Origin of the sequence: Pseudomonas sp. NFPP24 (genome assembly GCF_900112095.1) — a bacterium.
Classification (GTDB): Bacteria; Pseudomonadota; Gammaproteobacteria; order Pseudomonadales; family Pseudomonadaceae; genus Aquipseudomonas; species Aquipseudomonas extremorientalis.
Genome location: NZ_FOKD01000001.1, coordinates 580,996 through 595,490, shown reverse-complemented (window position 1 = coordinate 595,490; position 14,495 = coordinate 580,996). Strand labels below are relative to the sequence as shown.

Below are 14,495 nucleotides of genomic sequence, written 5' to 3'. Positions count from 1 at the left end.
CATCAGATTGCGACTTTGGAGCCCCACATGAAATTTCTAATCCCTTTTGCCTTGCTGACCGTCGCAAGCTTCATGACCACACCGTTGCTGGCCGCTGAACAAGCCGCTCCCCTCACCGGCTGCGCCGCCAAACGCCAAGCCATCAGCACCCAGATCGAACAAGCCAAGGCCCACGGCAACAGCGCGCAACAAGCCGGCCTGGAAAAAGCCCTGAGTGAAGTCACCGCCAACTGCACCGACGCGTCCCTGAAGAAGGAGCGTGAAAACAAGGTACTCGACGCCAAGCACGAAGTCAGCCGCCGTCAGGCCGACCTCGACAAGGCCATGAAAAAAGGCGACGCGGACAAGATCAACAAGCGTAAGGACAAGCTCGCCGAGTCCCGCAAGGAATTGCAGGACGCGGTGGAAGAACTCGACCAGTAAAACCGGTCAGTGGTCCCGGAACTGTTTATGGCAGGCGCTGCAGGCATCTTCGACTTTCTGCACGGCCGGCCCCAGGTTACTGGCCTTGTAGGGCTGCACCTGGCTGGCGGTCACCAATTCGCCGGTGGCCGCTTCAAGGTTGCGGGCCAGTTGCTGGAATTGCGCCTGTTTCTGCCAGACATCGTCCTTGGCGCTGGTGTTATCTTCTTCGCGCACGCTTGGGAAATGTTTCCAAGGCTCATGGGACAAGGCGTCGAGCTTGACCGCACCCTCGGCAAACTTGGCGCCGTCGAACGGGATGCGCCCGCGCAACATGCCGCCCAGGTCTTCGCCGGTCTTGAGCATCTGTTTGAAGATTGCCTTGCGCTGGCCCAGCGGCGAATTCGGATCAACACCGCCGCAGGCGGACAGGGCCAGGCAGGCCAGCAGTACAACAGTCAGTCGTTTAAAAGTCATGGTGGCTTCGAGGTCACGGGAAACGGCGGCCAGTATCCTCGCCCCACCCACAAAGACCAATAGCCCTATTAATAATAAGGGTTGCCCGAAGGTGTTACAGCGCGGGCAATCGCTTCAGGAAGTGTTTGTATGTATGTCATGTCGAAACCCTGGAGCCGCCGCCTGGCGTGGGCTCTGCCGATAATCGTGCTGCTGGCCGGCTGCGATGCGGGTAAAGAAGCAGCCAAAGATGAAACTTCCAAGCCTCACGCCGTCGCGACCTATGTCAGCGCGCCGTGGGAAGCGCTACCCGCAGTATCCGACAACGATTTGCTGGCCGGTTTCGAATCCTGGCGCAGCGCCTGCCAACGCCTCAAGGCCGACCCGATCTGGGGCGCGACCTGCGCAGCCGCCGCTACGGTGCCCGCCAATGCCGTGGCCGTGCGCGGGTTTCTCAAGGAGCGCCTGGATGTGTTCGGCCTGCGTTCGGCCGACAACACCCCGAACGGCTTGATCACCGGTTACTACGAGCCGGTCTACCCCGGCAGCCTGACCAAAACCGCCAAAGCCAATGTGCCGGTGTATGGCGTACCGGACGACCTGATCATCGTTAACCTGGAAAGCATCTACCCCGAACTCAAGGGCAAACGCCTGCGCGGTCGCCTGGAAGGTCGCGTACTCAAGCCCTACGACGACGCCAGCGCCATCAATGGCCAGGGCTCCACGGCCAAACCGATTGCCTGGCTGACTGACCCGATGGACCTGCAATTCCTGCAAATCCAGGGCTCAGGCCGGATCCAACTGGCCGGAGGGCGCCAACTGCGCGTCGGTTATGGTGACCAGAATGGCTACCCCTATCGCCCCATCGGCCGCTGGTTGGTGGAGCAAGGGCAGTTGAAGAAAGAAGATGTGACCATGGGCGCCATCAGCGCCTGGGCCAAGGCCAACCCGCAGCGCATCCCGGAACTGCTGGCGAGCAACCCCAGCTACGTCTTCTTCAGCGCCCGCCCCGACAGTAACGAAGGCCCGCGCGGTTCGCTGAACGTGCCGTTGACCGCAGGCTACAGTGTGGCGGTGGATCGCAAGGTGATTCCACTGGGCAGCCTGCTGTGGCTATCGACTTCCAAACCGGACGGTTCACCTATCACAAGGCCCGTCGCCGCCCAGGACACCGGCGGTGCGATCACGGGCGAAGTGCGCGCGGACCTGTTCTGGGGCACCGGCGACGCAGCGGGAGAATTGGCGGGCAACATGAAACAGCAGGGGCAGATCTGGATGCTGTGGCCCAAGGGCGCAGCACTGCCGCATGTACCGGATGCACCTAGCGGGACGTGAAAGCGGTCTGTCCAACTTGGTTCATTGGGGTGAGCGGGCTTGCCAGTGGGCAGGCTTGTTGTGGCAAGCGCGCTTACCACAACAAGCCCACACCCAAGGAATCGGCTTCAACCGTCAGATCGAGACAAAGAAGAAACTCGCAATCAACGCCATCCCCACAAACCACACCAGCGAACGCAGCATCGCCCAGTCCGCCAGGTAACAGATGATGTACAGCAGGCGGCTGGTGATAAACAGCACAGCCAGCACATTGATGGTCACCAATTCGGCCGTACCGGCCAGGTGCGCGATGATCACTGCAGCCGCAAACGCTGGCGTGACTTCAAAGCTGTTGAGCTGCGCACTATGCGCACGCTTGGCAAACCCTTCGAGGGTGTCCAGGAACGTCCGGGGGTCGTGGTTCTGCCGTGGCCCGAACTTACCACCACTGAACTTGGCCACGCCTGTACACAGATAAGGCAGGAAAATTGCGATCAACACACACCAGAAGGCCACCGTCATCACTGATTCCTTTTTTAATTTTGTTTTAAGTTTTAAACAGAAATTAGAGTTTTAGCACTAAACCTGTAAAACCGCACACACCGCTATGAACCGCCACGTCCGGAAAGGTTCTATCGGTGATTTGTCCCCACCCCTGCAACATCGTGCCGCTGTTGCGGTCCATCCCCCATCAACGCTCTCTCCCCATCTTCCAAGGACCCCGGATGCTTGAACTTGTCGCCGCCTTCATTTGCCTCACCACCCTGCTCACCTACGTGAACTTTCGCTTTATCGGCCTGCCACCCACCATCGGCGTGATGGTCACGGCGCTAGTGTTTTCACTGATCCTGCAAGGCTTGAGTTTTCTCGGCTACCCCGGTCTTGAGGAACGCATCCAGCAACTGATCGGCCAGATCGACTTCGGCGATTTGTTGATGAACTGGATGCTCTCGTTCCTGCTGTTCGCCGGCGCCTTGCACGTCAACCTGAACGACCTGCGCAGCTACCGCTGGCCCATCGGCCTGCTGGCGACCTTCGGCGTGCTGATCGCCACCGTAGTGATCGGCAGCCTGGCGTATTACATCTTTGCCTTGTTTGGCTGGCATCTGAGCTTCCTCTACTGCCTGCTGTTCGGTGCACTGATTTCCCCCACCGACCCGATTGCGGTGCTGGGCGTACTGCGTACCGCCAATGCCTCCAAACCCCTGAAAACCACCATCGTCGGCGAGTCGCTGTTCAATGACGGCACGGCAGTCGTGGTGTTTACCGTACTGCTGGGGATCGCACAGTTGGGCGAGACGCCCACCGTGGGCGCTACCGCCATGCTGTTTGCCCATGAGGCCATCGGCGGCGTGGTGTTCGGTGGCCTGATCGGCTACCTCGTTTACCTGATGATCAAGAGTATCGAGCAGCACCAGATCGAAGTGATGCTGACCCTGGCTCTGGTCATCGGCGGCTCGGCAATGGCCACCGAACTGCACGTCTCGGCACCGATCGCGATGGTGGTCGCCGGCCTGATCATCGGCAACCTGGGGCGCAAGCTGGCAATGAACGACATGACCCGTCGCTACCTCGACGGCTTCTGGGAGCTGCTCGATGACATGCTCAACGCCCTGCTGTTTGCACTGATCGGCATGGAACTGTTGCTGTTGCCGTTCAACTGGCTGCACGTGTTCGCCGCCAGCCTGCTGGCCGTGGCGATCCTGCTGTCGCGCCTGCTGACGGTCGCTCCGGCCATTCTGTTGCTGCGCCGCTGGCGCACGGTGCCACGCGGGACCATCCGCATCCTGACCTGGGGTGGTTTGCGCGGTGGGGTTTCAGTGGCGCTGGCATTGGCCTTGCCACTGGGCCCGGAGCGCGATTTGCTGCTGAGCATCACCTACATCGTGGTGCTGTCGTCGATCCTGTTGCAGGGCTTGAGCATCGGCAAGCTGGTCAAGCGCGTAACCCGGGACGAGCCCCAGGCCGCGCCTGACACTCACTGATCCTTGTTGATCCGCTGCGGATGCCTCGGGTCCGCAGCTTTTTTGCCCGGCAGGCTGCTTTCGCTGCGAATCTGCGCATGACTGATCAACGCAAAGATAAAGCTGCCGCCAATGATATTGCCCGCCAGGGTCGGCCCGGCAAACACCAGCCAGAAGTCACTCCACGGCAACTCGCCGGCAAACACCAGGTACGACACCTCCGCCGAGCCGACAACGATATGAGTGAAGTCGCCCAATGCCATGAGGTAGGTGATCAAGATAATGATCCACATCTTGGCGCTCTCCATGGACGGGATCATCCATACCATGGTGGCGATCATCCAGCCGGAAACGATGCCCTTGGCGAACATCTGGCCGGGGTCGTTCTCCATGATCTTGCGCCCGATCTCAAGGAAGGCCATGTCGGTCCTGGTATCGAAGATCGGCAGGTGCAGCATCACGTACGCCACTAGCAAGGTGCCGCACAGGTTACCCACCAGCACCACCGACCATAACCGCAGCAGGCGCCCGGCGTTGCCCAGGGTGGGCTTGCTCATCACCGGCAGCACGGCCGTCAGGGTGTTTTCGGTGAACAACTGTTGGCGCGCGAGGATCACCGCCAGGAAGCCCGCGCAGTAACCGAAGCTGGCGATCACCTTGAAGGCTTCGCCCTCCGGCAGACGCGAGTTGAGCAGCCCCATGGCCATCAGCGACAGCCCCATGGTCAGGCCGGCAGCCAGCGCCGACCACCATAGGGCGGCGACGCTGCGCTCGAGCTCCTGGTCGCCCTGGGTGCGGATGATTTCGTGCAGCACCGCCGCGCGAGGCGGCTGGTTCTTGTCCACGTCCTGCTGCTCTTCCTGCGACAGGTTGGGGGTCTTGCCGTCTGTTTGGGTGGCCATGATTTACCAGAGTCCGAGGGGTACCTGTAGCTACGACACGGCCCGACGATGGCTGTTCAGTGGCCTGACGATTTAACTGGTATGCGCCAGGCAATGGCGGCTTCTACAGTGGTAGAGCGGATCGGGGTACTCCAGGGTTTACTACGCGCCTTGTAGTATTTGACGATGCCGTCGCGCACGTTGTTGAACGCCTGTGGCGTCGTGGCATCCGCCAAGTCACGGGCGGCACGCCGCAGCAATTCGATATTGGCCTGCGGCTGGCCAGGCCGATAGAGCGACGGGTAAATGACTTCCCGCGTGAAATTTTCGGCCTTTACCGCCAGATCACGCCTGTTCATCTGCACAACCGCGTTCGTCATGACCTTCGACATCGCCACTTCGTTGCCAGGAGGCTGTCTGTTCATCACTTGCAGAAGCTGCTGAAAATTAGGCCTTCCGGCTGCGTTGAGACGCCGTCCCAACCACTCGACACGCTCGGGACGACGTGCCAGCGCATCCAGGTTACGCAACGCAGCCGCCAACCTGGGAGTCACCGTCAGCTTGTCACTGGCCTGATTGGCTTCGGTAATGGCGGCCTCCAGTTCCTGCATTGCTTGCTGTGCGCTCTTGCGAAACATCAGCACATCCTTGGCGGCGGGATCCTTCTCCAGATAACTCTCAACGCTCGCCAGCATTTTGTCGTCCATGGCCAACACCGCGTCGTCCAATGACTGGAATTGGTAACGCTCACGCAACGCCGCACGCTTTTCCAGGTGCGCACTTACCGCCGTACGCGCCGACGTTTGCAGATGCTTCTTCTGATCGTCGGTCATGGTGAAATTGACCGTGCCACCGAACACGCCACGGAAGTCGCCCTTTTCTGATTTCAGCGGTAATACGACGGTCTGATCCGCTTGTGCCTTGAGCTTGTCTTCCTGATACCCCCAGGCAGCCGCATGCGGGACACCAATGATCCTATCGAGCAAGCCGCTCACAACGCTGCCTGCCTTGGCAGGCTCCGGGTTTTCGGACTCGAACCTGACGACCAGTGACTCGCTCTTGCTCAGAGGGCTTTCTGGAAAAGGCGGATCAATCACCGCAGAAGACGGCGTGTTGACCAGCAGTCCACCATCCAGAAATGCCGTTTGCTCAGCGTGCTCCTGAAAGGCATGGCCCCGCTCTATCGGGCTTTTGAACAACCCAGGTAATGAGCCAGATATAAGAGCCACCTGGGCAATGTCCATGTCCGGTGTGGTGCTCGCATTGAACACCACCAACTGCGGTCGGCCATCGAACAGACCGGTTCCCGTGATGTTGAGCTGCTTGACCGCAGCAATGTGACGACTCAACACCTCAATGTCGCGAAACGTCGGTCCTTTCCCGGCACTGAGCCGGTCTGCAATCTTCATGACGCCAGCGGGCCGGTCTACCCGCCGGGTCCCGGCGACCTTCGCCAGCAGCGACTTGCGCGCCTCATTGCCGATCAGGTCTTTCAGGGCCTGCGCTTCGGTTTGCAGGCGCGGTATCAGGGTGAACAATAACTGCGCGATATTTCCCGCCGTACCTGGCAAGCGCCCTGCCAGTTTTCCAATTTCAGTACTGGCATTCTGTAGCTTTGCCATAAAAGAATTCTTGCTGTTCAGCAATTCAGGCAGGTTGAGTCTGTTCGACAGGTTTTCAAAGGTCCTGGCATCCATGCCACTGGCCAGCAACACAGCAGAAATCGCGCCCACGGAGGACGCGGAGATCACTTTGACGCCCGCCAGTGCTTTGTGGTTTTCAAGTGCCTGGGCCATGCCCGGGAAAGCAATGCCCTTGGCCCCACCCCCACTCAATACCAGATGCGTAAGCGGCGGCGGTGACGAAACCACTTCCACCCGGCCATCGCTGAATCGCTCAAGGCTCACTTTGCGCTCGCCCACGTCTTTGACCAGCGATGTCTTTATATTCTTTTCTACATTCTCCGGCGGCTGAGACTGAGCAGTGAAATGCGAGCTGGACACTTTCATATTCATACGCGCCATTCTCTACAGGATGTCATCCTGAGTGACGCGAGAGCCGGGACAGGTCCATCCGGAATGATTTGGTAAAGCAAATCGACCCGGGCCGCGATTACAGTGGAGGAATGTCGTCCTTGAACTGATCCTTCACATACCTGATCTCAGTGCGGCCATGAGGCGCTGGCAGGCCATCTTCACCAAGGTTGACGAAAACCATTTTTTCCACGGTAAGAATGCTACTGCGGGTGATCTTGTTGCGCACTTCACAGGTCAGGGTGATGGAGGTGCGACCGAACGCAGTGGCGGTGATGCCCAGTTCGATGATGTCGCCCTGGCGCGAGGCACTGACGAAGTTGATTTCGGAGATGTACTTGGTGACGACGCGTTGGTTGCCCAGTTGAACAATGGCGTAGATGGCCGCTTCTTCGTCGATCCAGCGCAGCAGGCTGCCGCCGAACAGGGTGCCGTTGGGGTTGAGGTCTTCGGGTTTTACCCATTTGCGGGTGTGGAAGTTCATGTTCACTCCAAAGCGTGTTGCCCAATGATGGGCAACATCATGGCAGACGCCCGCCCCAAGCTCTACGCGCCATTGCCTATCAACCCCATGAGCGATCTTCATATGGCCGACAGAAAGGCTTGGGAAGTCTGGCGCACACGGCTATAATCGCCCCCGCTTCAAAACGGTTATCTTCGGTTGATACCGTTCTCCCGCCACCTGTCCGAGGGGCGCTGCAGCAGGTTCAACCTGTCAGGCTCGGATGGGGCGTTGTCCGGCCTGGTCCACCTGGCCTGATACTAAACGCTCAACGGCGCCCATTCGCACACTACGAATGGAGGCTCTTCATGAGCGCTGTCAACACGCCTGCAGATTTCAACGACTACAAAGTCGCCGACATGTCCCTCGCTGCCTGGGGCCGTCGCGAAACCTTTATCGCCGAATCCGAAATGCCTGCCCTGATGGGTCTGCGTCGCAAGTACGCCGCTGAGCAGCCGCTCAAGGGCGCGAAGATCCTCGGCTGCATCCACATGACTATCCAGACTGCCGTGCTGATCGAAACCCTGGTTGCCCTGGGTGCCGAAGTGCGCTGGTCGTCCTGCAACATCTTCTCGACTCAAGACCAGGCCGCTGCCGCAATCGCTGCTGCCGGTATCCCGGTGTTCGCCTGGAAAGGCGAGACCGAAGAAGAGTACGAGTGGTGCCTGGAGCAAACCATCCTCAAAGATGGCGCGCCTTGGGATGCCAACATGATCCTCGACGACGGCGGCGACCTGACCGAGCTGCTGCACAAGAAGTACCCGCAGATCCTCGACCGCGTCCACGGCGTGACCGAAGAAACCACCACCGGCGTGCACCGCCTGCTGGACATGCTGGCCAAGGGCGAGCTGAAAATCCCGGCCATCAACGTCAACGACTCGGTGACCAAGAGCAAGAACGACAACAAGTACGGCTGCCGTCATAGCCTGAACGATGCCATCAAGCGCGGCACCGACCACCTGCTGTCGGGCAAGCAAGCCCTGGTGATCGGCTACGGCGACGTGGGCAAGGGTTCGTCCCAGTCCCTGCGTCAGGAAGGCATGATCGTCAAGGTTTCCGAAGTCGACCCGATCTGCGCCATGCAAGCCTGCATGGACGGTTTTGAAGTGGTTTCGCCGTTCATCGACGGCGTCAACGACGGCACCGCCGCCAGCGTCGACAAGGCCCTGCTGGGCAAGATCGACCTGATCGTCACCACCACCGGTAACGTGAATGTCTGCGACGCCAACATGCTCGCCGCCCTGAAAAAACGTGCCGTGGTCTGCAACATCGGTCACTTCGACAATGAGATCGACACCGCTTTCATGCGCAAGAACTGGGCATGGGAAGAAGTGAAGCCTCAGGTGCACAAGGTTCACCGTACCGGCGCGGGTGATTTCGACCCACAGAACGACGACTACCTGATCCTGCTGGCTGAAGGCCGCCTGGTTAACTTGGGCAACGCCACTGGCCACCCAAGCCGCATCATGGATGGCTCGTTCGCCAACCAGGTACTGGCCCAGATCTTCCTGTTCGGCCAGAAGTACGCCGACCTGTCGCCTGCCCAGAAAGCCGAGCGCCTGACCGTGGAAGTACTGCCGAAGAAACTCGACGAAGAAGTGGCCCTGGAAATGGTCCGCGGCTTCGGCGGCGTGGTAACTCAACTGACCAAGACCCAGGCTGACTACATCGGCGTGACCGTCGAAGGTCCGTTCAAGCCGCACGCTTATCGCTACTGATTTGCTTACCACCCGCTCTCCTTGTGAGGGCGGGCCTTTAATGTGGGAGGGGCGCTGCGACGATTCGACGTGCCCCCGATAACGAAATGCCAGTTAACAGATATGTCGACTGACACACCCTCATCGGGGGCTAGCCCCCTCCCACATTAAATCGGTGCATGACTTCCGGTATCTGAGTTTCAAAGGGTTATTACCATGTCCCAAGACCGTCGCTACAGCTTCGAGTTCTTCCCGACCAAGACCGATGCTGGGCATGAAAAACTGATGGCGACTGCCACGCAGTTGGCCAGCTACAACCCGGACTTCTTCTCCTGCACCTACGGCGCTGGCGGCTCGACCCGTGACCGCACGATCAACACCGTGTTGCAGCTGGAAAGCCAGGTCAAAGTTCCCGCCGCTCCGCATTTGTCATGCGTGGGCGACAGCAAGGCCGACCTGCGCGGCCTGCTGACCCAGTACAAAGCTGCTGGTATCAAGCGCATCGTCGCCCTGCGCGGTGACCTGCCGTCCGGCATGGGCATGGCCAGCGGCGAGCTGCGCTACGCCAATGACCTAGTGAGCTTCATCCGTGAAGAAACCGGCGACCATTTCCATATCGAAGTCGCGGCTTACCCGGAGATGCATCCACAAGCACGCAATTTCGAAGACGACCTGCAGAACTTCGTGCGCAAGGCCAACGCCGGCGCCGACAGCGCAATCACCCAGTATTTCTTCAACGCCGACAGCTACTTCTACTTCGTCGAGCGTGTACGAACCATGGGCGTGAACATCCCGATCGTGCCAGGCATCATGCCGATCACCAACTACAGCAAACTGGCGCGTTTCTCCGATGCCTGCGGCGCCGAGATCCCACGCTGGGTGCGCAAACAACTGGAAGCCTATGGCGACGACGTCAAGAGCATCCAGGCGTTCGGCGAACAGGTCATCAGCACAATGTGTGAAGAATTGTTGCAAGGTGGCGCGCCAGGGTTGCACTTCTATACCCTGAACCAGGCTGAACCAAGCCTTGCAATCTGGAACAACCTCAAGCTGCCACGCTGAAGGTTGCCCGGCAGTGCCAAGGCCCTCGTCTACGAGGGCCTTTGTCGTTTTACATGCCCACGGAACCCAGCAGTCCATGAATACAGTGCCCACGCCGTCCCGCCCACAACTGGTCTACCTGGTCTTCGGCTCCGAGACCTACCACCAGGAAGCGGTGTTCAGCATCGCCAGTGCGCTGGCTTTCCTGCAGGCAACCCCGGAAGCCGCCGTGGATATCCAGGTATTCAGCGACAACCCCGAGCCCTATCGCCTTTTGCCGGTACGCGTACGCCCGCTGGACGAAGCTACCCGCAAACGCTGGAGCGAACCCCACGGCTATCACTTCCGTACCAAGCATGTGGTATTGCGCCAAGTGCTGGAAGAATCGCCGGTGGCCATGCTGATCGACACCGATACCTTCTTCCATCACTCACCGATGGACCTGTTCGAGCGCGTGCAACCCGGCACCCTGCTGTGCAATGCCTTCTACAGCAAGTACGGCGACAACCACGAGAGCATTCTCTACACCGCCTTGCGCCAGCGCCTGCTGGACATGGGCGTGGCCGACGATGACATGATGACGCTCAACTCCGGGGTCATGGGCCTGACGCAACAGGATGCGCACATCCTCGACCGCTCCATCGCCTTGATGGACGAACTGTTCCCCTATGCCCAAGGCGCGTACACCCTCGAAGAGTTCTGCCTGTCGATCGCCGCCTATCGCACCGTCAACGTGCGCGAATGCCCGGACCTGATCCACCACTACTGGAGTCGCAAGCAGCTGTTTCGCGCCAAGGTCAAGGCCTGGATCGCCAAGCATGCGGCCGCGCCCACCAGCGCACTGGCGTTGGCCGACACTCGCAAGGTGTCCTCGCACCTGCCACGCCCTCCCCGCCTGCAGCGCCTTCTGTACAAGCTGATCACGCTGGTGCTGCCCAAGCACCAGCAGCAATTCATCCGTGAAATTCTCTACGGCTGCTACGAGCATGAGAACGAGTTCGACCAGGCGTGTGGCCCGGTTTGGTGGGACAAGGCCCGGCAGAACCTGGAAGAACGCCAGAAGCGCCCGATCGACACTCATCAGTTGGAGCACTGGTTTGCCAACCCCGTGGTACGCCTGATCCTCGGCGAGCGGCGGGCAGCGATCTACGAACACTTGATGGCCTCACCGGGCAAATAGCCCCGCCCGCAGATGCGCGTGCCAGAGCTTCTCTTTAGTGCGGGAGCGTCGTAACCTCAGGGCATGCCCGTCATTCTGAAGTTGTTGACTGCCGCCCTCTTCACTTGCCTGAGCCTCGCCGCTTATGGCGAGAAACTGCGCATTGTCACCGAGCCCTGGGCGCCCTACGTGTATGAGGACCAGGGCAGCATGCGGGGGCTGGATTATGAAACCACGGTGATTGTGTTCCAGCGCCTGGGCGTAGATGTGGAATGGCAGTTCCTGCCCTGGAAGCGCTGCCTGGCCATGCTGGACCAAGGCCATGCCGATGGCGCTTTGGATATTTTCCACAGCCATGAGCGCGACGCCTTGCTGCTATACCCCAGTGAGCCGTTGTCCGAAGTGGAGTTCACGCTGTTCTACGCCAATGAGCGTCCCCACCCCGTGCACAACCTCGAAGACCTGAGCGGCCTGACCGTCGGCACGTCGCCAGGCTACCTGTACGGCGCGGCGTTCAGCGACTCCCCCCTGTTCAATCGTGAACCGGCACCGAGCCATGAGGCCAACTTCGGCAAATTGATGCTGGGACGCATCGACCTGGTGATCACCGACCGTCGAGTGGGCCAGCATGTGATCAAGGCGCTGGGCCTGGAAGGCAAGGTCAGCCAGGCGCCGGCCGTGGTCAGTCGCCAGCAGCAATTTCTCGCGGTACGCCGTGGCGCAGGCATGGACCTCCTGGTACAGCGCTTTGCCACCGAGCTCAAACGCTTCAAGCAAGAGCCGGCCTATAGCGCCTTGAGTGCCAAATATGGTGGAATCCAGGCCATTACGGCCTCTGAACGCACCGTTGAGCAGCAGGAAAGCAGCGCACAGTGATTGCTCTGTTATACTCCGGCCTTTCCGCCAGGCTCACGCCCGGCCGCTGAGGTCTTGAAAAAGGCACCCAACCCCGCTACAGCGCAGCTTTCAGCCCGCGCGAGCCGGTGGAGTGCCCGCCAGACGCAGCAGGACCGGACGGGGTTGCGCTCCCCTAAGCGCCATTCACGCCCGGCAAGATTATCCCTTTGGGCCAAGCCCTAACTAAAACAGGATTACTCATGTCCTTTGCTTCCCTCGGTCTCTCCGAGGCTTTAGTCCGCGCCATCGAGGCAGCGGGCTATACCGAGCCTACTCCGGTGCAACAGCGGGCCATTCCCGCCGTGTTGCAAGGTCGCGACCTGATGGTTGCGGCTCAGACAGGTACTGGTAAAACCGGCGGTTTCGCCCTCCCGATTCTGGAGCGGTTGTTCCCCAACGGTCACCCGGACAAATCCCAGCGTCACGGCCCACGCCAACCGCGCGTACTGGTCCTGACCCCAACCCGCGAACTCGCCGCCCAGGTGCATGACAGCTTCAAGCTGTATGCCCGCGACCTGAAGTTCGTCAGCGCCTGCATCTTCGGCGGCGTCGGCATGAACCCACAGGTTCAGGCCATGTCCCGTGGCGTCGACGTGCTGGTGGCCTGCCCCGGTCGTTTGCTCGACCTGTGCGGCCAAGGCAGCGTCGACTTGTCCCACGTGGAAATCCTCGTGCTGGACGAAGCCGATCGCATGCTCGACATGGGCTTTGTCCATGACGTGAAAAAGGTCCTCGCCCGCCTGCCAGCCAAACGCCAGAACCTGCTGTTCTCGGCCACGTTCTCCCAGGACATCACCGCCCTGGCCGGCAAGCTGCTGCACAACCCGGAGCGCATCGAAGTCACGCCGCCGAACACCACGGTCGAGCGTATCGAGCAACGCGTCTTCCGCCTGGCCGCCAGCCACAAGCGTGCGCTGCTGGCGCACCTGATCACCGCAGGCGCCTGGGAACAGGTGCTGGTGTTCACCCGCACCAAGCACGGCGCCAACCGCCTGGCCGAGTACCTGGACAAGCACGGCCTCACCGCCGTCGCCATCCACGGCAACAAGAGCCAGAACGCGCGCACCAAGGCCCTGGCTGATTTCAAGGCCGGCTCGGTGCGCATCCTGGTGGCCACCGATATCGCCGCTCGCGGCCTGGATATCGACCAACTGCCGCACGTGGTCAACTTCGAGCTGCCGAACGTCGATGAAGACTACGTACACCGTATCGGCCGTACCGGCCGTGCCGGTCGTTCGGGCGAGGCCATCTCCCTGGTCGCGCCGGACGAAGAAAAACTGCTGAAAAGCATCGAGCGCATGACCAAGCAGAAAATCGCCGATGGCGACCTGATGGGCTTCGATGCCAGCGCCGTGGAGGCCGAAAAGCCAGAAGCGCGCGAGCGCCCGGACGTGCGCAACCCGCGCAACCCACGCGGTCCGAAGGGCGATGGCCCGAACGGCGGCGGGGGTGGCGGTGGTCGTCGCGACAAGGGCAAGGACAAGGGCAAGGAAAAATCCGCCACCAGCGGCCGTGGCGAACGCCCGGCCCGTGAGCAGAAACCCCGCGAAGGCACCCCGGCCCGCGAACAGCGCCAGCCGAGCCAACCGCCACGCGCTGCTGCCGACCGTGCTCCGGACGAGTTCCTCGACGACGATGTGGATAACTTCGGTAACCGCGTTGACTACGTGCCCCAGGCCAAACCGGCCCAAGGCCGTGGCCGTCGCCCTGGTGCTCCGGCGCAGGGCGCGGGTGCAGGCGCTCCACGTGGCGGCCAGCCACAGGGCGGCCGTCAGAATGGCCCTCGCAACAGCAGCGGCGGTACCACCGGTACGCCGCCTGCCAAGCGCAATGGCCCGCGCAATGGCGCACCCCGTGACGGCCAGGCCCGTCGCGAAGACTCGCGCAACAACAATCGCCGCCCGGCCCGTGACGACCAGCCTCGCTTGTCCGAACCGGCTGTGCAGAACCCGCGCGGTGGCCCGGCGCCGAAGATCATCCACAAGGAGTCGAAAGTAGATCGCTTCCCGACACCGGAGCAACTGGATCAGTTGCCAGGCCGTCCTCGTGGTGAGAAGCCAGCGCTGCTGACACGCAATCGCTGAGTTTTACAAGCCCCATAAAAAAGCCCCGCATCTTTCGATGCGGGGCTTTTTTTGTGCAGGCAGAA

The 14,495-nt window shown here is 60.7% G+C and carries 13 protein-coding genes and 1 riboswitch; of the genes, 8 read left to right on the top strand and 5 right to left on the bottom strand.

Annotation, left to right across the window (positions count from 1 at the left end; all coding sequences use genetic code 11):
- Nucleotides 1–27 precede the first annotated feature (27 nt).
- Nucleotides 28–423: a DUF1090 domain-containing protein gene (locus BM026_RS02770; RefSeq protein WP_092242082.1), complete on the top strand. Its 396-nt coding sequence runs from the start codon at nt 28–30 to the stop codon at nt 421–423.
- A 6-nt stretch (nt 424–429) separates the two neighbouring features.
- On the opposite strand, the gene BM026_RS02765 is transcribed toward BM026_RS02770, so the two are convergent.
- Nucleotides 430–879, bottom strand: coding sequence for a c-type cytochrome (locus tag BM026_RS02765; protein ID WP_071490334.1), 450 nt, complete (start codon nt 877–879; stop codon nt 430–432).
- 129 nt (nt 880–1,008) lie between these two features.
- On the opposite strand from BM026_RS02765, the gene BM026_RS02760 reads away from it, so the two are divergent.
- On the top strand, nt 1,009–2,193 hold the full coding sequence (locus BM026_RS02760) for a murein transglycosylase A (protein ID WP_093527262.1): 1,185 nt from the start codon (nt 1,009–1,011) through the stop codon (nt 2,191–2,193).
- A 114-nt stretch (nt 2,194–2,307) separates the two neighbouring features.
- On the opposite strand, the gene BM026_RS02755 is transcribed toward BM026_RS02760, so the two are convergent.
- Complete coding sequence (locus BM026_RS02755) at nt 2,308–2,694, bottom strand: MAPEG family protein (RefSeq protein ID WP_093527260.1); 387 nt, start codon at nt 2,692–2,694, stop codon at nt 2,308–2,310.
- Between the two features lie 203 nt (nt 2,695–2,897).
- On the opposite strand from BM026_RS02755, the gene BM026_RS02750 reads away from it, so the two are divergent.
- Nucleotides 2,898–4,157, top strand: a complete 1,260-nt coding sequence (locus BM026_RS02750) for a cation:proton antiporter (RefSeq protein ID WP_093527258.1) — start codon at nt 2,898–2,900, stop codon at nt 4,155–4,157.
- On the opposite strand, the gene BM026_RS02745 is transcribed toward BM026_RS02750, so the two are convergent.
- From BM026_RS02745 to BM026_RS02735, 3 genes are all read right to left on the bottom strand, one after another.
- Nucleotides 4,151–5,038 (bottom strand): formate/nitrite transporter family protein, encoded by an 888-nt coding sequence (locus tag BM026_RS02745; protein WP_092242068.1) that lies wholly within the window; start codon nt 5,036–5,038, stop codon nt 4,151–4,153. The genes BM026_RS02750 and BM026_RS02745 overlap by 7 nt on opposite strands.
- A 56-nt stretch (nt 5,039–5,094) precedes the next feature.
- On the bottom strand, nt 5,095–7,026 hold the full coding sequence (locus BM026_RS02740) for a patatin-like phospholipase family protein (RefSeq protein WP_093120915.1): 1,932 nt from the start codon (nt 7,024–7,026) through the stop codon (nt 5,095–5,097).
- Nucleotides 7,027–7,129: 103 nt separating this feature from the next.
- Nucleotides 7,130–7,534: an acyl-CoA thioesterase gene (locus BM026_RS02735; protein WP_092242066.1), complete on the bottom strand. Its 405-nt coding sequence runs from the start codon at nt 7,532–7,534 to the stop codon at nt 7,130–7,132.
- Nucleotides 7,535–7,732: 198 nt separating this feature from the next.
- A riboswitch (S-adenosyl-L-homocysteine riboswitch) is annotated at nt 7,733–7,839 on the top strand.
- Nucleotides 7,840–7,860: 21 nt separating this feature from the next.
- On the opposite strand from BM026_RS02735, the gene ahcY reads away from it, so the two are divergent.
- The 5 genes from ahcY to BM026_RS02710 all read left to right on the top strand — a co-directional run bounded on the left by ahcY (nt 7,861) and on the right by BM026_RS02710 (nt 14,430).
- On the top strand, nt 7,861–9,270 hold the full coding sequence (gene ahcY / locus BM026_RS02730) for an adenosylhomocysteinase (protein WP_092242059.1): 1,410 nt from the start codon (nt 7,861–7,863) through the stop codon (nt 9,268–9,270).
- Between the two features lie 195 nt (nt 9,271–9,465).
- On the top strand, nt 9,466–10,311 hold the full coding sequence (metF, locus tag BM026_RS02725) for a methylenetetrahydrofolate reductase [NAD(P)H] (RefSeq protein WP_092242053.1): 846 nt from the start codon (nt 9,466–9,468) through the stop codon (nt 10,309–10,311).
- 76 nt (nt 10,312–10,387) lie between these two features.
- On the top strand, nt 10,388–11,470 hold the full coding sequence (locus tag BM026_RS02720) for a hypothetical protein (RefSeq protein WP_092242051.1): 1,083 nt from the start codon (nt 10,388–10,390) through the stop codon (nt 11,468–11,470).
- 63 nt (nt 11,471–11,533) lie between these two features.
- A complete protein-coding gene (locus BM026_RS02715; RefSeq protein WP_093527256.1) occupies nt 11,534–12,325 on the top strand; it encodes a substrate-binding periplasmic protein in 792 nt (263 codons plus the stop codon).
- Nucleotides 12,326–12,546: 221 nt separating this feature from the next.
- On the top strand, nt 12,547–14,430 hold the full coding sequence (locus BM026_RS02710) for an RNA helicase RhlE2 (RefSeq protein ID WP_071490343.1): 1,884 nt from the start codon (nt 12,547–12,549) through the stop codon (nt 14,428–14,430).
- Nucleotides 14,431–14,495 lie beyond the last annotated feature (65 nt).